Origin of the sequence: Couchioplanes caeruleus, from assembly GCF_023499255.1 — a bacterium.
Taxonomy (GTDB): domain Bacteria; phylum Actinomycetota; class Actinomycetes; order Mycobacteriales; family Micromonosporaceae; genus Actinoplanes; species Actinoplanes caeruleus_A.
The window spans coordinates 4,306,370-4,329,507 of sequence record NZ_CP092183.1 but is presented as its reverse complement, the minus strand read 5'-3'; the positions used below and the strand labels follow the sequence as shown (position 1 = coordinate 4,329,507).

Genomic DNA, 23,138 nt, shown 5'->3' with positions numbered 1-23,138 from the left:
CCCCAGGTGGATGCCGGTCGATCGATTGCAGCCTAAGGACCCTCCCGGGACGGCATCAATGGGTGGCCGCTCTACGCTCGGACTGTGACGAGCTACTTTGCGCGCGTGGGCGCCGGCAGGTTCCTGGCAGGCGAGCTCACCGGCGGCGCCTGGGCCACCGACGAGCAGCACATCGCCCCGATGACCGGCCTGATCGCGCACGAGGCCGAGCGGCACGCCGCCCGGCGCGGACCCGACGACATGGTGATCACCCGGATCAGCATGGACATCCTGGGCGTGCTGAAGCTCGCCGAGTTCGACGTGGACGTGACCGTCGTCCGGCCCGGGCGCACGATCGAGCTGCTCGAGGCGGTGGTGACCGCGCGGGGACGGGCCGCCGTCCGCGCGCGCATCTGGCGCATGGCCGGGCAGGACACCACGGCCGTGGCCGGCGGCCACGACGAAGCCCTGCCGCACCCGGACGGGCTGGCTCCGTACCCGCTCTCCGACGTGTGGCCCGGCGGCTTCATCAGCTCGGTCGACGTCCGCCCGGTCGGCGAACCCCGGCCCGGCCGCGCCCGGGTCTGGATCACCTCCGCGACGCCCCTGGTCGCGGGCGAGCAGGCGAGCCCGCTGGCCGACTACGTGAAGCTGATCGACACGGCCAACGGCATCGCCGTCCGCGAGTCGCCCAAGCAGTGGATGTTCCCGAACCTCGACCTGACGATCCACCTGCACCGGCAGCCGGCCGGGCGCTGGGTCGGGCTCGACACGGCGGTCACGTTCGGAGCGACCGGCGTGGGCCTGACCAGCACGGTCCTGCACGACGAAAGCGGGCCGGTGGGCCGCGCCGAGCAGATCCTCACGGTCCGCCCGATCTAGGTCCCGCCCTGGCCCCGGTCCGCCACCGGCTGGGTCAGGTCCCAGACGTACCGTCGGCCCGCCGGGCTGCGGTCCCGCCACACCACCTCCCACGAACCGTCCGGCATCCTGGCCGGCGCGGTCGTCTCACCGAACAGGTGCCGCTCCGCCACGGTCGGAGTCGTTCCGCCGGGAAACCGGAAGGACACCGTCATGGTCGTGAGACGCGTCGTCGTCCCGCTCGCCCCGCCCGGCCGATCGTCCCAGATCAACTGGTCGCGGCCGTGCTGACGCAGCGGACGCCACAATCCCCGCGGCCGGTACGTGGCGGTCCACTCCGTCGGGGTGGTCAGGACGGGGTCGAAGACCAGCCACACCTTCAGCCAGTTGACCTTCTCCTGGAGCGGAAGCACGGTGATCATCCCGCCGTCCGGCTCCCGGCGCGTCTCGAAGCCGAGGTCGGCCAGCCGGACGAGACGCTCCTCGTCGTTGGGCACGATCGGCCGCATCGTCCGGTTGCTCACCAGCTGCTCCGGGCGGGTCACCCGCCGTTCCACGACGCGATCGCCCTCGTCGTCGTGGCCTATCCAGAGTTCGATCTCCAGCTCCTCGGTGAACACCGACCGCTCGCGCTCGCTCGTGCGCTCGAGCGCCTCCAGATACGTGCGGTGTTCCGTATGCGCGAGACCGAGCTCGTCCTGCGCTGTTGCGAGCTGGGCCTGCAGGTCCCGCACCCGGCGAAGGTAGTAGGTCGTCCAGTAGCGGACGACGAGGAAGATCAGGCACGCCATCGCCACCGCGGCCAGCAGGGACGGAGCGAGGCCGTCGCCACCGCGCAGGAGCGTGAGTCCGAGGACCGCCGCGCTCAGCACGACAGCGACCGCCACCGGGACGATCAGTGAATGCCTTCCGGCCGGCTCGACGGCGGCGGACCGCTGCTCGACTCGTCTGCGCAGTTCCTGGTCCACGCGTTCCTTGGCGAGGTGGTCCTTGGTCGACGCCGCCCGCCGCAGCGACTCCTCGACCGGACTGTCCGGGGAGTCGCCGCCGGCCCCGCCGGGCCGTACCGGGTCGTCGGTCATCCCTCGTCCCCCTCCATTCCGGGCGCCCGCGTCGACCGGTGGTGCAGCAGGCCGAGCAGCTTGGCGAAGAGGTCGACCAGCAACAGATCGTCGCCGGCTATCTCGCTGTAGGCCGGCGCGTCGATCAGGAGGATGCCGACCGGGTCGCCGCTGGACCACACCGGCGCCACGGCGAGGATCGGATGGTCCGCGGTGATCTCCGCCAGACCCTCGTACCCGTGTGCCGGCCGGTCCTGGTGGACGACGCCGCGGTCCAGGATGCGCAGCAGCACCCGCCCGGCCGGGTCGTCCTCGGTGAACTCGGACGGCACCGTGCCACGACGCCCGCTGGACGACCACAGCCGCAGCGACCGGACCGGCCGTTTGTGCAGGGTGTAGTACGTGGTGCGGACCCGTACGTCGGCGGTGATCAGCCGGCGGAGCCCACCGAAGATCAACTCGTACGCGATGCCGATCTGCTGCATCCGGGCGGAATAGGTGAGCGAGGTGTCGGCGGCCCGATCCATCTGCACGAAAAGCGGGTTGAGCACGTCGTCGACCGCCACCATCAGCCGTGAAGTGGCCTTGGTGGCGATCTCCCTCGCGCCGGCGGCGAGCGCCTCGGCCTCCTCCAGGGCGCCGTGCGCCTCCCGCGCCGACTCCCGTGCCTTCCACACGTCGAACACGACATAGCCACCGGCGAAGGCGAGCAGGACGGCGACGAGGACCGGGTTCCATCCGTCGGTCACCACATTGACCAGTACGGCGCCCAGCAGCGTCAGCACGCTGGACATGCCGGCCGTCGCGCTCAGCCGGGCCCAGCCACCCGACGACCGATGCACGCTCCCAGCATGGCGAAGCTCTCCGAGCGGCGGAAGGGGCAATCCCCCGGGCGGGTTCCTACCCCTTGTCCTTCGTCACCGTGGTGGCGGTGACCGTGCCGTCGGCGCCCGCGGCGCCCTGCACGCTGACCGTGTCGCCGGCCCTGACGTCCTTGAGCTTGCCCGCGGTCGCCGTACGCACGGCGGTGTCTCCGCCGGTCCGCACCGTGACCACAGCGCCGCCGGCCGTCTCGACGTAGATCGTCGTGCCGTCGACCAGCTTGACCTTGCCCGTCGTCGGGCCGGACGCGGCGGACGCCGTGGGGGCGGCCGCCCCGGCGGGCCCCTGCGGGAACGAGCCGAAGGTCCCCCGGCCGGCCTGGGCGCCGCCGGGGCGGGCGGTCGCCGGGGTGGCGCTCGTACCCCAGTGCTTCTGCGCCTGCAGGCCGCTGAGGAAGCCCGCCAGCAGCAGCGCCGCGACGCCGAGCCCGACGGTGCCGCGGTTCCACCAGCGCCGGGGCGCCGCCCGGGCGATCTCCGCGGCCAGGCCGTCGGCCGGCTCCTGGACGGGTACCAGCACGGCGGTGTCGTCGATGGGGGTCACAGCGGTCCTCACTCGTAGCGCAGCGCATCGATGGGGCGCAGCCGGGCGGCGCGGGCGGCGGGGAGGCCGCCGAAGAACAGTCCGATGGCGATGGAGACGCCCAGGGCGAGCCCGATGGAGCTGGGCACGATGACCGGCCGCACCCCGGCGATCTCGACACTGCTGCCGATCAGGGCGGCGGCCACGCCCAGCGCCCCGCCGAGGACGCTGAGCAGCGTCGCCTCGATGAGGAACTGGGTCAGGATCACCCGGCGCGGCGCGCCGAGCGCCTTGCGGATGCCGATCTCGCGGGTCCGCTCGGTCACCGTGACCAGCATGATGTTGGTGATGCCGATGCCGCCGACCAGCAGGCTCAGCGCGGCCACCGCCCCGAGCAGGGTGGTGAAGGTGCCGGCGGTCTCGGTCTGGGTCTGCAGCAGCTGGGAGGCGTTCTGGATCCGGTACGCCGCAGAGCCGGTGGCGGCCACGCCCAGCCGCTGGTCGAGGATCGTGGCGACCTCGGACTGCACCGCGTCCACCCGGCCCGGACCGGTGGCCTCGACCAGGATCGAGGTCAGCGCGCCGTACCCGGTGAGCACCTGCCGTACGGCCCTCAGCGGCGCGACCGCGGTGTCGTTGGCGTCCTGGAAGCCGGTGGAGTTCTTCGCGGCCAGCACGCCGACGACGGTGAAGAGCGCCCCGCCGACGGTCACCTGCTCGCCGACCGGGTCGACGCCCGGGAACAGCTCCTCGGCGACCGTACGGCCGATCACCACGACCCGCCGCCCCTGCGCCTCGTCGTCCGCGGTGAACGTCGAGCCGGAGCCGACCGGTGTGTTGGACGCGGCGAACCAGCCGGGCGTGGTGCCGACGAAGCTGGTCACCTCGTGATCGGCGCCCTCGTATGTGAGCGTGGCTGACGAGCTGACCACCGGCGACACCGAGGCGACGTCGGGCGCGAGCACGGGATCGGTCAGGGCGTCCGCGATCCCGGTGGTCAGCGCGGCGCTGGTCGGGCCGCCCCGGCCGGCGCTCATCACGGTGACCGTGTCGGTGCCCAGCGCCTCGATCCGGGCGCTGATCGCCCGGGCGGAGCCGTTGCCGACGGCGACGAGCAGGATCACCGCGGCGACGCCGATGAGGATGCCCAGCACGGTCAGCGCAGAGCGCAGCTTGTTCGCCGACAGCCCGCGCAGGGCGAAGCGGACGACCTCATAGAAGCTCATGCGCTGTGCCGCCCCGCCGGGGCGAGCGCCGGCCGCTGCCGCCGGTCGGTGACGATGCGGCCGTCGACCAAGCGGATCAGCCGGTGCGCCCGGTCGCCGACCTCGGGCTCGTGGGTGATCAGCACGATGGTCCGCCCGGCGGCGCTGAGCCGGTCGAAGACCTCGAGCACGTCCGCGGTCGAGCGGCTGTCCAGGTTGCCGGTCGGCTCGTCGGCGAGCAGCAGGGCCGGCTCGGTGACCAGCGCCCGGGCCACGGCGACCCGCTGCTGCTGGCCGCCGGAGAGCTGGTTGGGCTCGTGCCGGGCCCGGTCCGCGAGGCCTACGAGCTCCAGCGCCGCCATCGCCCGGCGGCGGCGCTCCCGCGGCCGGATCCCGGCGTACGCGAGAGGCAGCTCCACGTTGGCCACCGCGGTGGTGCGCGGGATGAGGTTGAACGCCTGGAACACGAAGCCGATGAGCCGGTTGCGGGCCAGCGCGAGCTGCCGGTCGGCGAGCCGGCTGACGTCCACGCCGTCCAGCAGGTACGTCCCCGAGGTGGGCACGTCCAGCGCGCCGAGGATGTTCATCAGCGTGGACTTGCCGGAGCCGGACGAGCCCATGATCGCCACGTAGTCGCCGCGGCCGACGGCCAGCGAGACGCCGCGCAGGGCGTGCACGGCGGCTTCGCCCGTACCGTAGACCTTGGTCAGCTCGCGCACGTCGAGCACGGGCCGGGTCATCGGCCGGCCCGGCCGGTGCCGCCGCCGGGGAAGCCCCCGCCGGCCGGGGCGCCGCCGCCGGTGAGGCCGCCCGGGCCGCCGCCGGGGAACCCGCCCTGGGTGCCGCCGGTGGTCGTGGTGGTCGTCCGGATCACCACCTGCTCGCCGGCGCTGAGCCCTGAGACGATCTGGGTGACCTGGTCGCCCTCCAGCCCGACGTCCACCTGCCGGGTCTGCTGGGCCCCGTTCGCCATGACGGTCACGGTGTGCCGGTTGCCGACCGTGGTCACCGCCGCGGAGTTGACGTAGAGGGCGTCGGCGACCGCACCGGTGACCACGGAGACCGAGACCGTCTGGCCGGGTTTCGCGCCGGCCGGCACCTTGTCCAGGCTGAGCGTCACGCCGTACGTGACGACGTTGTTCGCGGTGGTGGCCTGCGGGTCGACGGCGACGACCCTCCCGCTCTGCCGGGTGCCGCTGAGCGCGTTCCACGTGACGGTGGCGGCCTGCTTCTCCTTCAGTTTCGTGGCGTCGGCCTCGGCGAAGGCCGCGGTGACCTGCAGTCTGCTCAGGTCGGCGAGGTCAATGAAGCCCGACGACTCCTCCGACGTGCCGGAGGCACCCGACTGCGACTGCGACGAGCTGCCGATCGTGCCGTTGACGGCGACGACGGTGCCGGCCGTCGGGGCCTCCAGGACCGTGCCGTCCACCCCGGCCTGCGCCTCGTCGACGGCCACCTGCGCCCTGGTGACCTCGTTCTGCGCGCTGGACGTGTCCGAGCCGGCGTTCTCGGCCCGGGCCAGCGCGTCGCGGGCGGCGGCGAGGTCGGCCTCGGCGGCGGAGAGGGTCCGCTGCGCCGGTGCGGGGTCGACCTTCGCGAGCACCTGCCCCTTCTTCACCTTGTCGCCGACGTGCACCGCGATGCCGGTGACGGTTCCGCCGGTCACGAAGCTCGCGCTCGCGGTGCTCGCGCTCTCCACCGAGCCGTCGGCGGACACGGTGGCGGTCACGGTTCCCTGCTGGACGGGTACGGAGCGCACGGACGCGTTCGCCGCGGTGCCGGTGGCGGGGCCGGACAGCGTTTCGTACGCCCAGAAGACGCCACCGGCGAGCAGCAGCGCCAGGACGGCGTTGACTGCGACCGCGGGGCGGCGCAGGGAACCCAGGGCAGCAGGCATGCCGGACACTGTGGCCAGGCCCCCTCGGAGGATCTTCGGCGTAACCTCGGAGCCACCTCGGAACCGCTACCCCGCGTCGGCGGTGGGCAGCAGCACGCGGAACGTGGCGCCGCGCCCGGCCGCCGGATCCAGCTCGACCCGGCCGCCGTGGCCGTGCACGATCGCCGCCACGATGGACAGCCCCAGCCCCGAGCCGCCGCCGCGCCCGCGGGTACGGCTGGAATCGGCCCGGTAGAGCCGTTCGAACACCCGGGGCGCATGCTCCGCGGGCACGCCCGGGCCGTCGTCGCAGACCTCCAGCACGGCCAGGGGTACGCCGGGAGCAACGGCCCCGGCGTACACGGTGTCCGGGGCGGGCACGTGCCGGTCGACGCGCCCCACCCGTACGGTGACCTGCGCGGGCCGGGTGGTGTGCTGCAGCGCGTTGGCGACGAGGTTGGTGGCGACCTGCCGCAGCCCGTGCTCGTCGCCGAGCACCGTGGGCGGCTCGAACGCGTCGCTGTCGCGCAGGGCGGCCAGGCGTACGGGCCGGTCCGGAACCCGGGCGTGCGCGTCGCGGATCGTGTCGGCCGCGATCTCCAGCAGGTCCACCGGGCGCCGTACGGGCGGGCGCTGCCGGTCGAGCCGCGCCAGCAGCAGCAGGTCCTCGACGAGCACGCCCATCCGCACGGCCTCCCCCTCGATGCGGCTCATCGTCTCGTCGAGCTGCGGGCCGGGCGGGGCGCCGCCGCGGCGGTACAGCTCGGCGAAGCCACGTATCGAGGTGAGCGGCGTCCGCAGCTCGTGTGAGGCGTCCGCCACGAACTGACGCAGCCGCTGCTCGGAGGCCGTACGCGCGGACACCTCCGCCTCGATGCGCGCCAGCATCAGGTTGAGCGCACCGCCGAGCCGGCCGGGCTCGGTGTGCGGATCGGTGTCGGCGACCCGCCCGGACAGGTTGCCCGCGGAGATGGCGGCGGCGAGCCGTTCCATCCCGGTGAGCGGCCGCAGGCCGAGGCGCACCACGAAGGCCGACCCGGCGCCGAGCAGGCCGAGCACCGACAGGCTGACCGCGGCGTCGATGAGCAGCAGCCGGTCGGCGGTCTCCTCCACCTCGGACAGGGAGGCGCCGATGACGGCCGCCCCACCGGTGCCGGCCGCCGGTACGGCCAGCAGCCGCCAGCCGGTGCGCCCGTCGGCCGCCGCCACCGTGTACGGCCTGCCGTCGGCGGCGCGGGCGAGCACCTCGGCCGGCGGCGGCACCGGCGGCCGGCCCGGGTCCGCGGTGGACGAACGGGCGGGATCGAGGACGCCGTCCGCGGTGTAGACGTACACGACCTGGTCGGGGCCGAACCGGATCCGCCGGGCCGGGAAGGCTCCGGGGGCATCAGTACGCAGCCCGCCGGCGAACGGCCGGGCCATGCCGGTCAGCTGGTCGTCGATGCGGTCGCGCAGATACCCGCGGATCAGCACCAGGCCCGCCGCGTCGGCCGCCAGCAGAGCGACCGCCGCGAGCGCGCCGACCACCAGGACGAGCCGGGCCCGCAGGCTCCAGTGGCCCCACCGCCGGGGCCGCCGCCGGAGCCGTCTGCTCACTCGTCCCCGCCGCGCGGCAGGCGCAGGGCGTAGCCGACCCCCCGGACGGTGTGGATCAGCGGCGGGCCGGTGGTGTCGATCTTGCGGCGCAGGTAGTAGACGTACGACTCGACGATGCGCCCGTCGCCGCCGAAGTCGTACTTCCACACCCGGTCCAGGATCTGCGCCTTGCTGACCACCCGGCCCGCGTTGATCAGCAGGTACCGCAGCAGGTTGAACTCGGTCGGCGAGAGGTCGACGAGCCGGCCGGCCCGGCGTACCTCGTGAGCGTCCTCGTCGAGCTCCAGGTCGGCGTAGCGCAGCACCCCCGGGTCCGCCGGCGCGTCCGGGCCGGGCCGGCTGCGCCGCAGGATGGCCCGGATGCGCAGCACCACCTCCTCGAGGCTGAACGGCTTGGTGACGTAGTCGTCCGCGCCCGCGGTCAGCCCGGCCACCCGGTCCTCGACCGCGTCGCGCGCCGTCAGGAACAGCACCGGCGTGCCGCGGCCGGACGCGCGCAGGCGCCGGGCGACGTCGAACCCGTCCAAATCGGGCAGCATCACGTCCAGCACGACCAGGTCCGGGTCGAACTCCTCAACCGCGACCAGGGCGCCGTGGCCGGACCCGGCCACCCGCACGTCGAAGGCGACCAGCCGCAGCGTGGCCGAGAGCAGGGCGGCGATGGTGGGTTCGTCGTCGACCACCAGGACCCGGGTGGGCCGGGCCGCCGGCGGCTCACCGAGGGCGACGGAACCTCGCGTAGCGGAATGCACGCCGAAGAACTATCAGCGCTTCCTTTGAATCGGCCATGAAAAGCGTGGGAGCGAGCTGAGGTCACCAGGAGCGGGCCACGACGTCTCCCTGTGCCAGCCCGGAGGTGATCTCGGTGTACGCGTCGCCGCGTAGCCCGACGCCGACGCGGACCCGGGCGCCGGCCCGCAGCACCGTACCGGCCGGGCCGGCGACGTCGTGGACGGCGGTGCTGGGCACCCGCAGCACGTCCCGCTTCGCGCCGGTGGTGACCCGTACGGCCGCGCTCTGCCCCACGAGCAGGTTCCCAGGGGCGTCGTCGAAGGACAACACGACGCCGTAGCGGACCAGCGTGCCGTCGCTGGTGCCGACCGGGTCGACCTGCACGACCGTGGCGGTGAACGTCTCGCCGGCCCGGTCCGCCAGGGTCACGACCGCCTGCTGGCGTACGGCGAGCCGGTCCGCGTCGGCCTCCGGGAAGGCGGCGCTGATCTGCATGCCGGACACACCGGCCAGGTTCAGGAACGCCGACCCGGCGCCCACCCGGCTGCCGACCTTGCCGGAGACCGACAGCACCCGGCCGGCGATGGGCGCGGTGATCGTGGTGCCCTCGAGGTCGTCCTCCGCCTTCGCCACCGCCACCGCGGCCTGGTTCACCCGCTGCTCGGCGCTCAGCACGGCGTCTGCTCCCCCGCCCTGACGGCCGCCCTGCTGGTCCGCGCCCCCGCACGCCGCCGTGGTGGTGGGAGCGCCACCGCGCGCGGGCGCCGAGGTCCGGGCCGGCGCGCCGGTACGGGTGGGTGCCGGCGTCCGGGTGGGCCGCGCCGTCGCGGCGGGCGCGCTGGTACGGGTGGGTGCCGGGGTCGCGCCCGCGGACGTGGGCGCAGGCGCGGAGGCGTACGCGGCCGGCACCAGGCCGCATTCCGAGCCGGTCGTGGCAGCCTGATCGCGGGCCTCCTGCAGAGCGTCCTCGGCGTCGGCGAGCGCCTCCCGGGCGGAGTGCACGGCCTCGGTGGCGTCGGAGTCGTCGATACGCGCCAGCTCCTGACCGGCCGTGACGACCGTGCCGGGGCGTACCGTCACGGCCTCCACCGTGCCCGCGACGGCGAACGACAGACTGCGCGTCTGCGCGGGCCGCACCGTTCCGGTCGTGGCGACCTCGGTGGTCACCGCGCCCCGGTCGGCGGCCACGGTCGCGACCACGGCGGGCTCGGTGTCCGCACCGGCGGTCAGCGCGCGGGCGACGCCGGCGGCCGGCAGCACGGCCACCACGGCACCGGCCGCGAGCCAGGCCCACCGCCGTCGTCCCCCGCGCCAGGCGGTCCCGCCGATACCCATGGCGGGAAGTCTCGGTGCCCGGCCTCCCGGTGGGCTCGGTCCCGGCTCGGAGTTTGCTCGGAGCCGTACGCGCACGCTCATAGCCGATTCCGAGCGTCGTCTGACGGTGCGGCGAGGTCCGGGGCCTTCAGTGGGACGGTCCTGCCCGCGTACGTGAGGAGTGCCCGTGCCACCGAACAGAAGCCTGTCCCGGGTCCGCGCCGCCGGCCTGGCCGCCGTGGCGGCCGTGCTGCTCGTGTCCGCCGCCGCCTGCGGAGGCGGCGGTGACCCGCAGGCGTCAGCCGGGGGCAGTGGCGGCTTCACCGCGTACACGGAATGTCTGCAGAAGAACGGCGTCACCGTGACCATGCCGTCAGGTGGACCCGCGGGGCGCCCGGAGGGTGGCTTCCCGTCCGGCATGCCGCGGCCGTCGGGCAGCGGCGGGACCGGCGGCTTCCGCGGCGGCTTGAAGCCGGCCGGGGTGGACGACGCCACCTGGCAGAAGGCACAGACGGCGTGCGCCTCGGTGCGTCCGAGCGGTCGCCCGGACGGCGGCGGGCGCGGCAACGGGATGAACGCCGCCTACCGCACCTGCCTGCAGGACCACGGCGTCACGCTCGGCGCGAGCGCCCCGGCGACCGGCGATCCCCGGGTGAAGCAGGCGATGGAGGCCTGCAAGGTGCTCGCCCCGGCGCCCTCGTCGCGGCCGTCGCCCTCGTCGTGACGCGCGTGCCCGGGTTCACGCCGGGGGCAGCGCGGACTCCAGGTTGATCCACCGCTCGGCCGTCTGCCGGCGCCGGCAGGCGACCAGGTGGCTCGCCAGGATCACCGGCTGGCCGCCGCGCACGCACACGTCCGCGCCCTCGGTCAGCACCCCGGCGACCAGCTCGGCCGGCGCGTCCTCGTCGACCAGGGCCACGATCCGGGTACGCGGCGGCAGCGCCGCCCGGGCGCGCACCACGTCCCGCTGCTGGGCACCGCTGAGCAGCACGATCTCGCCCGCCCGCAGGTCGTCCAGCCCGGCGGCGGGGCGGACCGTCCACCCGCTGGGCAGGTGCGCTCCGAGCGCCGCCACCCGGCCGGGCTGACCGAGCACGGCCACCACCGGGTCGGCCCGCTGCCGGTCCAGCTCCGGCGCGGGCAGCGCGGTCGAGTTCGGCGCGAACGCCCTGTTCTGATCGGTACGGTTCAGCTGCACGAGCATCTCGGACTCCCCCTGGCCGTCGTCATCTGCACCGCCCACTCTCGCGGCCCAGCCTGAGCCCACCGTGTGCCGTACCTGTACGTCTGTTGTCAATGCCGCGGCGGATCAGTCCCAGAAGCACTCGAGATGGTCGCCGGTCTCCACCGCGTCGGCGTCCGCGCAGAACGTCAGGGCTTCCTCGCGCAGCTGCGGATCGATCTCCTGCGCGTAGACGGTCTCGAGGGAGGCGCGGTAGTCGGGGCGGTCGATGCTGATCACGTAGCCCATGGCGCGGACCTGCGGGTGGCGGCACAGGAAGCGGAAGATGTCCCACACCGGCGGCGCGGCGTTCTGCTGCTCGTACGGATCGATGTACCGCGCCTGGATGAGCGCCGCCAGGCCCGCCGCGTCGAGGCTGTCGAAGTGAGCCGCTCCGCCGACGTACCGCTCGCCGCCGCCGAGGTCGTAGAAGTGCAGCATCGCATCCCGGCGCGCGGCGTCCCGGTTGTACGGGAACGGGTCACGCGGCGCCGGCTTCCGGCCGTCACACAGAGCCGGCCTGACGGCGGGGGCAGGTGCCGGGCCCGCGCTGCTCGCGGCGGGCGCGGGCAGTGCCGGCCCGGCGGCGGTCGCTGCGCATCCGGCCAGGGCGAGCACCGCGCCGCACAGGAAGAGGGGCATCACATCGCGTCGCACCGGCGGAGTATGCCGGGTCGGTGGATCTCCGGCGCGGCCGCGGTGCGCTCACCACGGCCGGGGACGTTCAGCGGCCGCGCCGGCGGTACTCGTCGACGGCGATCGCCGCGCCGACCGCGCCCACCACCAGGCAGGTCAGGACGACGCCCGCCGTTCCCCAGGCGACCATCGCCACCGACAGCAGCCCCCAGACCAGCCCGCCCAGCACCGCGAGGACGGCCACGAGCCGCCGCGAGCGGCGTGACCGGCCGGCCAGGGACGGATAGTCCGCGGTCAGGCGGGCGACGATCTGGTCGAACTGTCGTTCCCGGTCGTTGGTTCCCATCGGACCGACCTCCCGGCCAGATTCCGGCGTGTGCCGCTTGTCCGAAGACCTAGGCTAGGCCCATGGCGCACGCCGCCGCCATGGATTCCGTCCGGCTGTCCGTGCGCCTGCTGCTCGAACGCGTCTCATCCGGGACGCTTCGGGCTCACCAGCCTGCGGTAGCAGGGGCGGCCGTCCACGGGCTGCTCGGCGAACGGGTCACGCCCGAGGGCCCGCATGAATTGCGCGCTCACATCGACCGTCTCGCCGGGCGACGGGTGCGGCATGCCGGCCATGACCTGTTCGACGGCCGGCATCTCCGCCACCGGCACGGACGCCACGAAACGCCGGCGGCGGACCGTCAGGGCCAGCTCGACCTCGTCCCGGCCCGGGGTGATGCTCCACGTGGCGCCGTCGGCGCCGTCGACGACGATACCCACGGGGGCACTATAGGCAGGCCGCCACCGAGCGGGCGGCTTAAGGTCGGCGCCATGGCGACGATCGTGGTGTGCGGGCTCGGCGGGACGATCGCGATGACGGCGGTGGACGGCGGGGCCGTCGCTCCGGCGCTGACCGCCGGGAGCCTGGTGCGGGCGGTTCCGGGCCTCGCCGGGGCGGGAGCCGGCCTGGAGGTCGTCGACGTCGCCAACGTGCCGAGCTCGTCGCTGCGGCTCGCGGACCTGGCCGGGCTGTCGGCCACGATCGCCGGACGGCTCGCCGCGGGCGCGGACGGGGTCGTCGTCACCACGGGTACGGACACCCTCGAGGAGACCGCGTACCTGCTGGACCTGCTGCACGACGGCCCGCAGCCGGTGGTGGTGACCGGCGCGATGCGCAGTCCCGCCCTGGCCGGCGCCGACGGGCCGGCCAACCTGCTCGCGGCCGTCGGGGTGGCCGCCTCCCCCCGGTCCCGGGGGCGCGGTGTGCTGGTCGCCTTCGCCGACGAGGTGCACGCGGCCGTACGGGTCCGCAAAGGACATTCGACGAGCGTGACGGCGTTCGAATCACCGGTGGGCGGTCCGGTCGGGTACGTGGTCGAGGGCGTCCCGCACTTCGTCGCCGCGCCGGACACACGCTTCGTGGTGCCGCGGGGCGGGGCGCTGCCGCGCGTGCCCGTGGTCGTCGCGACGCTGGGCGAGGAGGCGCCGGACGTTCCCGCCGGCGCGGCCGGTCTCGTCGTCGCGGCGTTCGGCGCGGGGCATCTGCCGCAGTGGTGGGCGCCGCCGCTGGCCGATTTGGCCCGGCGCATCCCCGTGGTGCTGGCGTCGCGCACGCTCGCCGGCCCGGTGCTGACCGGCACGTACGGCTACCCCGGCTCGGAGCGCGACCTGCTCGAGCGGGGGCTGATCCCGGCCGGGCTGCTGGGCCCGTGGAAGGCGCGCGTCCTGCTCATGGCGGCGCTCGCGGCGGGCGCCGGCCGGGACGAGGTGGCGGCGGCGTTCGCGGCGGCCGGCGGGCTGGGCGAGGCCACCCGCTGGCCGTGGCCCGTCAGGGGCGGTGCACGGACCTGACCGTGTAGAGCCGCGGGTCCGCGGTGTGCGCGATCGACATGACCTCGAGCAGGTGCTCGCGGACCTCCGGGCGCCGCAGCATCTCCTCGTAGGCCTCCAGGCTCGTCCACTGGGCGTAGTTCACCACGCGGGTGCGGTCCAGGCTGGCGTGCACGTTGGCGGAGATGAAGCCGGGCACGTGCGCGAAGATGTCGGTGGTCGCCTTGTCCAGGGCGGTGACCAGGGCGTTCTGCCGGGTCTCCGCGACGGTGTAGATGTTGATCGCGGTGATTCCGGGCTTGCCGGCGGCGATGGTGGTCTCGGGCATGTCCCCCACGGTAGGGGCTGTCTCAGGTGGACGCGCGCCGGACGACGCGCACCACACCGGCGGCGTCGAGGGCGGGCCGCTGACCGCCGCGGACGGCGGCGGCCACCGTGGCGGCGAGGTGGGCGGCGACGGCCCGCTGGTCGGTGGTCACGGTGCTCAGCGGCGGTGCGGCGAGGCGCGCCGCCGGGAGGTCGTCGACGCCGATCAGCGCGAGGTCGGCGGGGGCGGCCAGGCCGGTGCCGCGCATCCCGGCGAGCACGGCCAGGGCCACGTCGTCGTTGTACGCGCACACCGCGGTCACGCCCGCCGAGCGCCACGCGCGTACCGCCGCCGCGGCGGCCCCGGCCTCGAGCGCCACGGTGTACACCTCGGGCTCGGGCAGGGCCCGTCCGGCGCACGCGGCGCGGACCCCGTCGAGGCGGGGCTCGGCGAAGATGCGCACCCGGGCGTCGTCGGGGTACGCGTACCCGAGCCGGACGTGTCCCGCGTCCGCGAGGTGCGCGGCCTGCAGGCGCCCGATCCGCTCCTGCGGCACCTGCAGCTCGCGCCCCGCGCCGGTCCCGGGGCCGAGCAGGGCCACGACCAGCGCCACCCCGGCGGCGCGCATCGCGGCGATCTCGGGGTCGGAGAAGCCGGTGAAGGCGAGCACGGCCGCCGGGGTGATCGCCTTCCACAGCTCGGCGCCGGGCGGCTGGGCACCCGTGCCGGGGTGCACGACGAACGTCAGCCCGGCGCGGGCGAGCTCGGTGGACAGATGGGTGAGCAGGTTGCCGACCTCGTGCCCGATGGGCCAGTCGGGCAGCAGGCACAGCACCACGTCGGAGCGGCCGGTACGCAGCGCGCGGGCGGCTGCCGAGGGCGCGTACCCGAGCATGGCGGCGGCGTCGCGGACCCGCGCGCGGGTGGCCCCGGAGATGGTCTGGCCCGGGGTGTCGTTGAGGACGTAGCTGACCGTCGCTCGCGACACGCCCGCGACGCGTGCCACGTCGGCGCTGGTCACACGGCGGGCCACGGCATCCGTCATGCCCGTAGGTTATACGTGTCAGTCACGCCCGCGCGGCGGCACCGGAGACGGGATTAACCGGCGCATTGCTGGGCATGCACGCGCACATGATCACGACGCCGACCGCCGTGACCGCCCTGCAGGAGCTGGGCGTCGCGCTCAAGGACCTCGGGTACACGTTCACCACCGTCACCCCGGCCACCCACGCCCGGGTCAACCGCCGCCCCCGCAACGCGCTCGCCCGCGACCTGCGCGACGTGCTCGGGTGGAGCCGCCCCTTCGACCCCGGCCTGCTGCCCGCCGGCATCGCCGGGCTGATGGACGCCGCCGGGGTTCTCGACCGCTCGGGCGAGCACTGGCGCAGCCGCGTACGGTTCTCCAGCTACGACGGCGAGCTGTTCGTCCACTCGGCGTTCCCCACCGACGCGCCCGACTCGGTGTTCTTCGGCCCCGACACCTACCGGATGGCCGACGCGGCGGCCGCGCACGTCGAACGCCGCGAGCGGCCGGTACGCCGGGCGGTCGACATCGGCTGCGGCACCGGCGCCGGGGCGATCACCGTCGCCAAGCGGGCGCCCGGCGCCGACGTGCTGGGCGTCGACATCAACGGCGCCGCGCTGCGCTTCACCGAGGTGAACACCGCGCTGGCCGGGGTGCCGAACGTCAAGCCGTGCCACAGCGACCTGCTGTCGGGGGTGGACGGCGACTTCGACCTGATCATCTCCAACCCACCGTTCATGATCGACCCGGCCGGGCGGGCGTACCGCGACGGCGGCGGCCCCGAGGGCCACGGGCTGTCGCTGAAGATCCTCGGCGCCGCGCGGGAACGGCTCGCCCCGGGCGGCTCGCTCGTGCTGTTCAGCGGTACGGGCATCGTCGACGGCCACGACCCGCTGCGGGCGGCCGCCGCGGAAATCCTCGCCGGCGGCGACCTCGAGTGGGACTATCGCGAAGTGGATCCCGACGTGTACGGCGAGGAGCTCGACGGCGACGCCTACGCGCACGCCGAACGCATCGCGGTGGTCGTGCTGATCGCGACCCGCCGGTGACCTCCGGGCTGACGCTGGGGGTCGAGGAGGAGTTCCTCCTGCTCGACCCCGTCACCGGCCACAACGCGCCGGTGGTCCCGAAGGTGATCGCCGCGCTCAGCGACGCCGCCCGCGGGCAGAGCCGGCTCGAGTTCCGGCTCAGCATGCTGGAGATGGTCACCCCGGTCTGCACGGACCTGGCCGGCCTGGACCGCGAGCTGACCGGCCTGCGCCGGGCCGCGGCGGACGCGGCGGCGGAGGCGGGCGCGCTGCTGGTGCCGGTCGGGGCCACGCCGGTCGCCGAACCGGTCCGGGAGCCGGCCGACGACCCGCGGTTCCGCGCCATCGCCCGGCACTACGGCCCGATCGCGTACGACGCCGCCGTCTGCGGCTGCCACGTCCACGTGGGCGTGCCCGACCGGGAGACCGCCGTGCGCGTCTGCACCGGGCTGCGGCCGTGGCTGCCGGTGTTGCAGGCGCTCACCGCGAACTCGCCGTTCTACGCCGGCGCCGACACCGGCCACGCGAGCTGGCGGTCGCTGCAGCTCAAGCGCTGGCCCGCGCTGGGACCCACCCCCGCGTTCGCGTCCGGCGCCGATTACGACCGCACGGTCGCGTCGCTCGTGGCCTCGGGCGCGATGCTCGACCAGAGCATGATCCTCTGGTACGCCCGTCCGTCGGCCACGTACCCCACGGTCGAGGTGCGGGTCGCCGACGTCTGCCCGGCGCCCGCCGACACGGTGCTGCTCGCCGCCCTGACCCGCGGCCTGGTCGCCACGATCCTCGCCGGGGTACGGCCGCCGGCGCCGATCGCCGAGCACCTCCTCGAGGCCGCGCACTGGAACGCCGCGCACACCGGGATGGACGGCACGCTGCTCGACCCGCGTACGGGTGAGGCCCGCCCGGCCTGGGACCTGGCCGGCGACCTGCTGGCCCTCGTGACCCCGGCGCTGCGGCGGCTGGGCGACGAGGCGGCCGTCGCGGCGCGCCTGGAACGCGTCCGCGCGGAGGGCACCGGGGCCGACCGGCAGCGCCGGCTGCTCACCCGCGAGGGCGGCATCCCCGCGGTCCTGCGCGCAACCGCCGTAGCGCCGTAACCGTCGCGGCCCGCGCGGCCATCGTCACGCCGTAGCAGTCCGGCCACGAGCTCTCGCCGTCCCGCCGTAGCAGTGCGGCCACGAGCGGGCGCCGTCCCGTCGTGGCGATCCGGCCGCGTGGCGGTTCCGCCGTAGCCGATCACCGGTTACATTGCCATCAGAATCATCGACGATCCTGGATGGCAGCCATGTCGGATCAGTTCACGATCGTGACCGACCCCGTCGCCGGCTCCGTGGCGCTCTCGGCCATCTTCGCGGTCCTGCCCCTGCTCACCCTCTTCGTGCTGCTCGGCGCCGTCCGCATGCGCGCCTGGCTGGCGGGGCTGATCTCGCTGATCGTCGCGCTCGTCGTCGCCGTGGCGATCTACTCCATGCCGGTCGGGCAGGCGCTGCTGTCGGCGAGCGAGGGCGCCGCGTTCGGCTTCTTCCCGATCCTGTGGATCGTGCTCAACGCCATCTGGGTCTACAACCTGACCGTCGTCAGCGGCCACTTCGACGTGCTGCGCCGCTCGATGGAACGGGTCAGCCCGGACATGCGCATCCAGGCCATCATCGTCGCGTTCTGCTTCGGAGCGCTGCTGGAGGCGCTCGCCGGCTTCGGCACCCCGGTGGCGGTCACCGTGGTCATGCTGATGGCCCTCGGCTTCCCGCCGCTGCGCGCGGCCTCGGTCGCGCTGATCGCCAACACCGCCCCGGTCGCGTTCGGCGCCCTCGCGACACCGATCGTCACGCTCGGCACGGTGACGTCGGGCGCCAGCGACGACCCGAGGCTCACCACGGACACGCTCGGCGCGATGGTCGGCCGGCAGACGCCGCTGCTCGCGGTGGTCGTACCCCTGGTCCTCGTCGCCGTCATCGACGGGCGCCGCGGCGTCCGGCACACCTGGCCGGCGGCGCTGGTGGCCGGCGTGGTCTTCGCCACGGGCCAGTTCCTGGCCTCCAACTTCGTGTCGGTGCCGCTGACGGACATCATCGCGGCGCTGCTCGCGGCCGCGGCCGTCGTGCTGCTGCTGCGGTTCTGGCGGCCCGAGGAGACGCCGGACCTCCGCGAGCCCGCGCGCGGTGCACCCGCCGCCCAGGGCACCGGTCCCGCCTCCGAGCGCCCCGCCGCCCCGGACACCGGCCGGCCCGCCGACGCGCCCGCGGTCTCGGACAGCCGCCCGGACGCCGGTCCCTCCCCCGCCCGGCACTCCCCCACCGGTCCGGTCGTCGCCACGGCCGAGCGGCGCGACTCCGGCGCCGAGATCGCCCGCGCCTACGCGCCGTACCTGATCATCATCGTGATCTTCTCGATCGCGAACATCGGCGCGATCAAGTCGGCGCTGGCGAAGGCGCCGTGGACCGAGGCGTTCGCCTGGCCCGGCCTGCACGTGTACGGCGCGAGCGGCAAGTCGCTGTCGTCGACCACGTTCACCCTGGGCTGGCTGCCCGCCGCCGGCACCCTGATGATCCTGGCGGGCCTGCTCACCGCGGTCGTGTTGCGCGTGCGTCCGGGCCGGGCCCTCAAGGCGTACGCCGACACGTACGTCGAACTGCGCCACGCCATCGTGACCGTGATGGCGGTGCTGGCCCTGGCGTACGTGCTGAACCAGAGCGGCCAGACCAACACGCTCGGCGAGTTCCTGGCCGCCGCGGGCGGGCTGTTCGTCTTCCTCTCCTCGATGCTCGGCTGGATCGGCGTGGCCGTGACCGGCTCCGACACCTCGGCCAACGCGCTGTTCGGCGCGCTGCAGGTGCAGACCGCCGGCCGCGCGGGCCTCGACCCGCTGCTGCTCGCCGCGGCGAACTCCTCCGGCGGCGTGCTCGGCAAGATGATCAGCCCGCAGAACCTGGCGATCGCGGCCTCGGCGGTCGGCATGGCGGGCCGCGAGGGCGACATCTTCCGCCGGGTCGTGGGATGGAGCCTGCTGCTGCTCCTGGTGATGTGCATCCTGGTGACGCTGCAGGGCACGCCCGTGCTCGGCTGGATGGTGCCCTGACCCATGGACGTCACGACCGCCCTCAGGCAAGGCCGAGCCCGCGCCGCCCCGTCTCGTTCAGGTCCTGCACGGTGAACCGGTCGGGCCACGAGCTCTCGTAGTGCTCCTCCGGGAAGTCGCTCGGGCTGTTGCCCGCCTCGAACGCCTCACGCACGCTCGCCGCGTACCGTTCGTTGCGGGGGCACCACGGCGCCGCGGGGATGTACATGACGTTGCCCCAGCCGCGCTGGTTCTCGACCGGCGCCACGCTGTGGATCATGTCGCAGTGCCACCAGACCGAGTCGCCGGCGCGGACGTCGGGGATGCCGCTCACGGCCTCCATCAGCAGCGGGTGCCACTTCTCGCTCGCCGGGAAGACCTGGTTGACGGTGACGCCGCACATGTCGTCGTCGGGCACGTCGGCCAGCAGCGGGCGCAGCATCAGGTACGCCATCGCGCCCGGGATCGGGACGGTGTGCAGCACGCCCTGGTCGTGGTCCATGTCGGAGAGCGCGGTCCAGCCCTGGAAGGTACGGAACGCCGAGCACATGGTGCTGCCCGGGTACTGCGGGCCGTCCGTACGGTAGGCGGCGTCCCAGGGGTCGTACTGCTCGACCGTGCCGTCGAAGAGGTGCCGGAACGCCTGCTGGTACGCCGAGGTCATCCACAGGTCGAGCGTGCCCGGGTCGAGGTGCGTGCCGAGGCCCTTCGACGACGCGCCCTCCGGACGGCGGCGGATCCGGTCGGGGTAGAGCGAGTCGCGCGCGGGATCGAACCACTGCACGCCCTCGGAGCTGTGCTTCCACTGGCCGTTGAGGAACGCCTGCACGCGCGCCATCCGGTCGCTCTGCCGCGCCTGCATCTGCGCCGGCGACCAGTAGATCGGGTAGATCTCCGGCTTCGAACCGACGCTGCCGAAGAAGTCGTCGCCGGGGCCGCGGTAGTTCTCGAAGAACCGGTTGCCCTCGACGTACTCGAGGATGTCGCGGTCCCACCCGAGCGCCTGCTCCCGCTCGAAGTGCCCCCGGATCACGGCACAGCCGCGCCGCTTCAGCTTGGCGACCGTCTCGGCCGGCACGGTGCCGGCGGCGATGTCGGCGTACTCGATGACCGGCCAGACCGTCTCGCCCCGCTCGCGCGCGGCCCTGATCTCCTCCACCTCGGCCCTGACCTGCCGCTCGACCACGGCGAAGACCTCGTCGACGGTACGGCCGGAAGCGGCGATCCGGGCCCGCAGGGCTGTCTTGATCTCGCGGATCGCCGCCGTGAGGTCCTCGGGGGTCTGCTCCCAGTGCGGGAGGGCGGGCAGGTCCGTAGCGCTGGGGAGGGTCGGGGCGGACACGGGCGGCTCCTTCTAGTCAGCTCTCCTTACTTGAATGACTGTACGGCGCGCCACATCTTCCAGGCAAGGGCCCTGACTAGAATCGGCGCGTGGATCTCGTACGCGCGGCAACCGATGAACGCGTTCTGCGCACTCTCATGGAGCACCGCCGCCTGACCCGCGCCGAGCTGGCCGTGCTGATCGGCATCTCCAAGCCCACGGCCGGCGAGAGCGTGCGCCGGCTGACCGGCGCGGGCCTGATCGCGGACACGGGCGTTCGCACCCCGGGCGGTCGTGGGCGCGGGCGGGTGGGCTCCTACTACGCGCTGCGCGAGGACGTCGGCACCGCGCTCGCGGTCAGCATCGGCCCGGAAGGCGTCGTCGCGGAGGCGGTCGACGCGTACGGCGACGTGGTGGCCCGCGCCGGGCACGAGATCAGCCGACCGGCCCGCCCGGCCCTGGTCGCCGCCGCCGTGCGTGCGGTCGCCGCCGACGTCGTCGCCCGGGCTCCAGCGCCGCCGCGGCTGGCGGTGGTCAGCGCCGCCGACCCCGTCGACCGGGCCACCGGGCGGCTCGTCCAGCTGCCGGACGCGCCGTTCCTCGTGGGCGAGCTCGATCCCGTCGCGGTGCTCGCGCCGTACGTGGCCGGGCCGGTCACGGTCGACAACGACGTCAACTGGGCCGCGCAGGCCGAAAGCGCCGCGACGGACCCGCCGCTCGCCGACTTCGCCTATCTCTACCTGGGCGAGGGCCTGGGCTGCGCGCTGGTCAGCGACGGCGAGGTACGCCGCGGCGCCACGGGCCTGGCCGGCGAGATCGCCCACCTCGTCACCGCCGGCCCGAGGTCCCGCGCGATGCCGCTGACCGGCGTCTTCGCCGAGCTCGGCCTGCACCGGCCCGGCTCGACCGCCATCGACGCCGCACGCCTGCTGGCCGAGGCCGCGGCGTCGGCATCGCTGCTCGGCGCGCTCGGCCGGGCGATCGGCGGGGTCATCGCCGCCGTGGTCGCGCTGGCCGATCCGGCCGCGGTCGTCGTCGGCGGGACGTGGGGCAGCGACGAGACGATCCTCGAGGCGATCCGCGCCGGCTTCGCGGGCGGCCCCCGGCAGGTGGAGATCCGGGCCGCGGCGACGACGGTACGGCCGGCGCTGGCGGGCGCACGCCTGGACGCCGCCGGCCGCCTGCGGGCGGCCGTCGTCGCCTCGGCGGGCGCCGCGCACGCCGTGCCCCTGACCGGCCGCGGCGGTGCTTGACCCCGGCGGGGCACCGGACTACGGTTCGTTTAAACCGCTCAGTTGAAACGAGCACGTCGATGCCGCCCGACACCCTGTCCAAGGTCTTCTCCGCCCTGGCCGACCCCACCCGCCGTGACATGGTCGCGCGGCTCTCCGTCGCCGACGCCACCGTCAACCAGCTCGCCGAGCCGTACCGGATGAGTCTGCAGGCGGTGTACAAGCACCTGCGGGTGCTCGAGGACGCCGGCGTGGTGCGCCGGCCGCCGGGGCCGCAGCCGCGCCCGGTGCGTCTGGAGACCGCGGCGCTGGACCTGATGGACGAGTGGATCGAGCGGTACCGGCGCCGGGCCGAGGAGCGCTACCAGCGCCTCGACCGGGTCGTGGCGGCGATGACCGAGGACGAGGAGGACCAGCGATGACGAGCATCGAAGCGGACCCCACGCTTCCGGTCATCCGCATCACCCGCGACTTCCGGGCCACACCGGCGCAGTTGCTGCGCGCGCACACCGATCCGGAGCTCTTCGTCCGGTGGGTCGGCCCGGACGGTCTGCGGACGCGCGTCGACCACTGGGACGCCCGTCCGGGCGGCAGCTTCCGCTACGTCTCCGAGCGAGGCGACGAGCAGTACGCGTTCCGCGGCTGCTTCCACGACATCCGCGCCGACCGGATCGTGCAGACGTTCACCTACGAGGCCGAGCCCGACGGGGTGGCGCTCGAGACGCTGTGGTTCGAGGACCTCGGCACCGGCCGTACGCGGCTCCGCACGCAGTCCCTGGTGGACACCTTCGAGGGCCGCGACGCCTGGCTGAGGAGCGGGATGGAGACCGGCGTGGAAGACGGATACACCAAACTCGAAAGGTTGCTCACCCATGGCGCTCTCTGACCTCGGTCCCGCGGACCGGCACCGCCGCATCGCGGGGGCGTTCACCGACCGCGTGCGAGCCGCGAAGAACTGGGATGCGGACGCCCCGGTCGCCGGCTGGAAGGCCCGTGACGTCGTCCGCCACCTCGTCGAGTGGCTGCCCGCGCTGCTCGCCGGCGGGTCCGACGTCCGCCTGCCCGCCGCCGGCGACGTGGACGCCGACCCGGCCGCCGCCTGGCAGGCACACTGCGACGCGGTGCAGGCGGTGCTGGACGACCCGGCGACCCCGGGGCGGACGCTGTCCAACCCGCACATCGGCGAGCTGCCGCTGGACCAGGCGATCGACCGGTTCTACACCACCGACGTGTTCCTGCACACCTGGGACCTGGCCCGTGCGACCGGCCAGGACGACCGCCTCGACCCCGAGTTCTGCGCGATGCTGCTGGGCGGGATGGAGCCGCTGGACGAGATGCTGCGCGCCTCCGGCCAGTACGGGCCACGCGTACCCGTCCCGGCGGACGCGGACGCACAGACCCGGCTCATCGGTTTCATCGGCCGCGACCCGTTCTGGACTCCCGCCTGATCCACGGCCCGGGGCCGTGCCG

Annotated in this window: 25 protein-coding genes and 1 pseudogene; 10 read left to right on the top strand and 16 right to left on the bottom strand. The window is 74.4% G+C overall.

What is annotated here, in order from left to right:
- The first annotated feature begins 84 nt into the window (after positions 1-84).
- Positions 85-861 (top strand): thioesterase family protein, encoded by a 777-nt coding sequence (locus COUCH_RS19970; RefSeq protein WP_249606695.1) that lies wholly within the window; start codon positions 85-87, stop codon positions 859-861.
- Here the strand turns inward: COUCH_RS19970 and COUCH_RS19965 are convergent.
- From COUCH_RS19965 to COUCH_RS19925, 9 genes and pseudogenes are all read right to left on the bottom strand, one after another.
- Complete coding sequence (locus tag COUCH_RS19965; RefSeq protein WP_249606694.1) at positions 858-1,922, bottom strand: hypothetical protein; 1,065 nt, start codon at positions 1,920-1,922, stop codon at positions 858-860. The genes COUCH_RS19970 and COUCH_RS19965 overlap by 4 nt on opposite strands.
- Complete coding sequence (locus tag COUCH_RS19960) at positions 1,919-2,743, bottom strand: hypothetical protein (protein WP_249606693.1); 825 nt, start codon at positions 2,741-2,743, stop codon at positions 1,919-1,921. The genes COUCH_RS19965 and COUCH_RS19960 overlap by 4 nt, the downstream gene beginning before the upstream one ends.
- Positions 2,744-2,801: 58 nt before the next feature.
- On the bottom strand, positions 2,802-3,326 hold the full coding sequence (locus COUCH_RS19955) for a hypothetical protein (protein WP_249606692.1): 525 nt from the start codon (positions 3,324-3,326) through the stop codon (positions 2,802-2,804).
- An 8-nt stretch (positions 3,327-3,334) separates the two neighbouring features.
- The gene (locus COUCH_RS19950; protein ID WP_249606691.1) at positions 3,335-4,531 is read right to left on the bottom strand and encodes an ABC transporter permease; all 1,197 of its coding nucleotides are present in this window, start codon (positions 4,529-4,531) and stop codon (positions 3,335-3,337) included.
- Positions 4,528-5,250 carry an ABC transporter ATP-binding protein gene (locus COUCH_RS19945; RefSeq protein ID WP_249606690.1) on the bottom strand — a complete coding sequence of 241 codons (723 nt, stop codon included), beginning with the start codon at positions 5,248-5,250 and terminating at the stop codon, positions 4,528-4,530. The genes COUCH_RS19950 and COUCH_RS19945 overlap by 4 nt, the downstream gene beginning before the upstream one ends.
- Positions 5,247-6,407 (bottom strand): efflux RND transporter periplasmic adaptor subunit, encoded by a 1,161-nt coding sequence (locus tag COUCH_RS19940; RefSeq protein ID WP_249606689.1) that lies wholly within the window; start codon positions 6,405-6,407, stop codon positions 5,247-5,249. The genes COUCH_RS19945 and COUCH_RS19940 overlap by 4 nt, the downstream gene beginning before the upstream one ends.
- Positions 6,385-7,982: pseudogene (locus COUCH_RS19935) on the bottom strand (sensor histidine kinase); the annotation flags it as partial. The pseudogene COUCH_RS19935 and the gene COUCH_RS19940, both read right to left, overlap by 23 nt.
- Positions 7,979-8,734 carry a response regulator transcription factor gene (locus COUCH_RS19930; protein WP_249606687.1) on the bottom strand — a complete coding sequence of 252 codons (756 nt, stop codon included), beginning with the start codon at positions 8,732-8,734 and terminating at the stop codon, positions 7,979-7,981. The pseudogene COUCH_RS19935 and the gene COUCH_RS19930, both read right to left, overlap by 4 nt.
- A 61-nt stretch (positions 8,735-8,795) precedes the next feature.
- Positions 8,796-10,049, bottom strand: coding sequence for an efflux RND transporter periplasmic adaptor subunit (locus COUCH_RS19925; protein WP_249606686.1), 1,254 nt, complete (start codon positions 10,047-10,049; stop codon positions 8,796-8,798).
- Positions 10,050-10,215: 166 nt separating this feature from the next.
- Here COUCH_RS19925 and COUCH_RS19920 point away from each other — a divergent pair, with 166 nt between their 5' ends.
- Positions 10,216-10,752, top strand: a complete 537-nt coding sequence (locus COUCH_RS19920; RefSeq protein ID WP_249606685.1) for a hypothetical protein — start codon at positions 10,216-10,218, stop codon at positions 10,750-10,752.
- Between the two features lie 15 nt (positions 10,753-10,767).
- Here the strand turns inward: COUCH_RS19920 and COUCH_RS19915 are convergent, their stop codons facing one another.
- The 4 genes from COUCH_RS19915 to COUCH_RS19900 form a co-directional block, all read right to left on the bottom strand.
- The gene (locus tag COUCH_RS19915) at positions 10,768-11,232 is read right to left on the bottom strand and encodes a hypothetical protein (protein ID WP_249606684.1); all 465 of its coding nucleotides are present in this window, start codon (positions 11,230-11,232) and stop codon (positions 10,768-10,770) included.
- A gap of 105 nt (positions 11,233-11,337) precedes the next feature.
- The gene (locus COUCH_RS19910) at positions 11,338-11,907 is read right to left on the bottom strand and encodes a hypothetical protein (RefSeq protein ID WP_249606683.1); all 570 of its coding nucleotides are present in this window, start codon (positions 11,905-11,907) and stop codon (positions 11,338-11,340) included.
- Between the two features lie 67 nt (positions 11,908-11,974).
- On the bottom strand, positions 11,975-12,232 hold the full coding sequence (locus COUCH_RS19905) for a hypothetical protein (RefSeq protein WP_249606682.1): 258 nt from the start codon (positions 12,230-12,232) through the stop codon (positions 11,975-11,977).
- A gap of 125 nt (positions 12,233-12,357) precedes the next feature.
- Positions 12,358-12,651, bottom strand: a complete 294-nt coding sequence (locus COUCH_RS19900) for a hypothetical protein (RefSeq protein ID WP_249606681.1) — start codon at positions 12,649-12,651, stop codon at positions 12,358-12,360.
- Between the two features lie 51 nt (positions 12,652-12,702).
- On the opposite strand from COUCH_RS19900, the gene COUCH_RS19895 reads away from it, so the two are divergent.
- Entirely contained in the window at positions 12,703-13,722 is a 1,020-nt protein-coding gene (locus COUCH_RS19895; protein WP_249606680.1) for an asparaginase, read from the top strand.
- Here COUCH_RS19895 and COUCH_RS19890 read toward each other — a convergent pair.
- Together COUCH_RS19890 and COUCH_RS19885 are read right to left on the bottom strand one after the other, a co-directional pair.
- On the bottom strand, positions 13,700-14,029 hold the full coding sequence (locus COUCH_RS19890; RefSeq protein WP_249606679.1) for an antibiotic biosynthesis monooxygenase family protein: 330 nt from the start codon (positions 14,027-14,029) through the stop codon (positions 13,700-13,702). The genes COUCH_RS19895 and COUCH_RS19890 overlap by 23 nt on opposite strands.
- A 22-nt stretch (positions 14,030-14,051) precedes the next feature.
- Complete coding sequence (locus tag COUCH_RS19885) at positions 14,052-15,053, bottom strand: LacI family DNA-binding transcriptional regulator (RefSeq protein ID WP_249606678.1); 1,002 nt, start codon at positions 15,051-15,053, stop codon at positions 14,052-14,054.
- 86 nt (positions 15,054-15,139) lie between these two features.
- Between COUCH_RS19885 and COUCH_RS19880 the strand changes: the two genes are divergently transcribed.
- From COUCH_RS19880 to COUCH_RS19870, 3 genes are all read left to right on the top strand, one after another.
- Complete coding sequence (locus COUCH_RS19880; protein WP_249606677.1) at positions 15,140-16,081, top strand: methyltransferase; 942 nt, start codon at positions 15,140-15,142, stop codon at positions 16,079-16,081.
- Positions 16,078-17,157, top strand: coding sequence for a carboxylate-amine ligase (locus tag COUCH_RS19875; RefSeq protein ID WP_249606676.1), 1,080 nt, complete (start codon positions 16,078-16,080; stop codon positions 17,155-17,157). Before COUCH_RS19880 ends, COUCH_RS19875 begins: the two co-directional genes overlap by 4 nt.
- Before the next feature lie 188 nt (positions 17,158-17,345).
- Positions 17,346-19,136 (top strand): L-lactate permease, encoded by a 1,791-nt coding sequence (locus COUCH_RS19870; protein ID WP_249606675.1) that lies wholly within the window; start codon positions 17,346-17,348, stop codon positions 19,134-19,136.
- A 22-nt stretch (positions 19,137-19,158) separates the two neighbouring features.
- On the opposite strand, the gene COUCH_RS19865 is transcribed toward COUCH_RS19870, so the two are convergent.
- Entirely contained in the window at positions 19,159-20,457 is a 1,299-nt protein-coding gene (locus tag COUCH_RS19865) for a DUF1479 domain-containing protein (RefSeq protein ID WP_249606674.1), read from the bottom strand.
- Between the two features lie 89 nt (positions 20,458-20,546).
- On the opposite strand from COUCH_RS19865, the gene COUCH_RS19860 reads away from it, so the two are divergent.
- From COUCH_RS19860 to COUCH_RS19845, 4 genes are read left to right on the top strand one after another with little or no spacing between them, the layout of a single operon-like run.
- Positions 20,547-21,689 (top strand): ROK family transcriptional regulator, encoded by a 1,143-nt coding sequence (locus COUCH_RS19860; RefSeq protein ID WP_249606673.1) that lies wholly within the window; start codon positions 20,547-20,549, stop codon positions 21,687-21,689.
- A 59-nt stretch (positions 21,690-21,748) separates the two neighbouring features.
- Entirely contained in the window at positions 21,749-22,090 is a 342-nt protein-coding gene (locus COUCH_RS19855) for an ArsR/SmtB family transcription factor (protein WP_249606672.1), read from the top strand.
- Entirely contained in the window at positions 22,087-22,554 is a 468-nt protein-coding gene (locus COUCH_RS19850; protein ID WP_249606671.1) for an SRPBCC domain-containing protein, read from the top strand. The genes COUCH_RS19855 and COUCH_RS19850 overlap by 4 nt, the downstream gene beginning before the upstream one ends.
- The gene (locus COUCH_RS19845) at positions 22,541-23,116 is read left to right on the top strand and encodes a TIGR03086 family metal-binding protein (RefSeq protein ID WP_249606670.1); all 576 of its coding nucleotides are present in this window, start codon (positions 22,541-22,543) and stop codon (positions 23,114-23,116) included. Before COUCH_RS19850 ends, COUCH_RS19845 begins: the two co-directional genes overlap by 14 nt.
- Positions 23,117-23,138 lie beyond the last annotated feature (22 nt).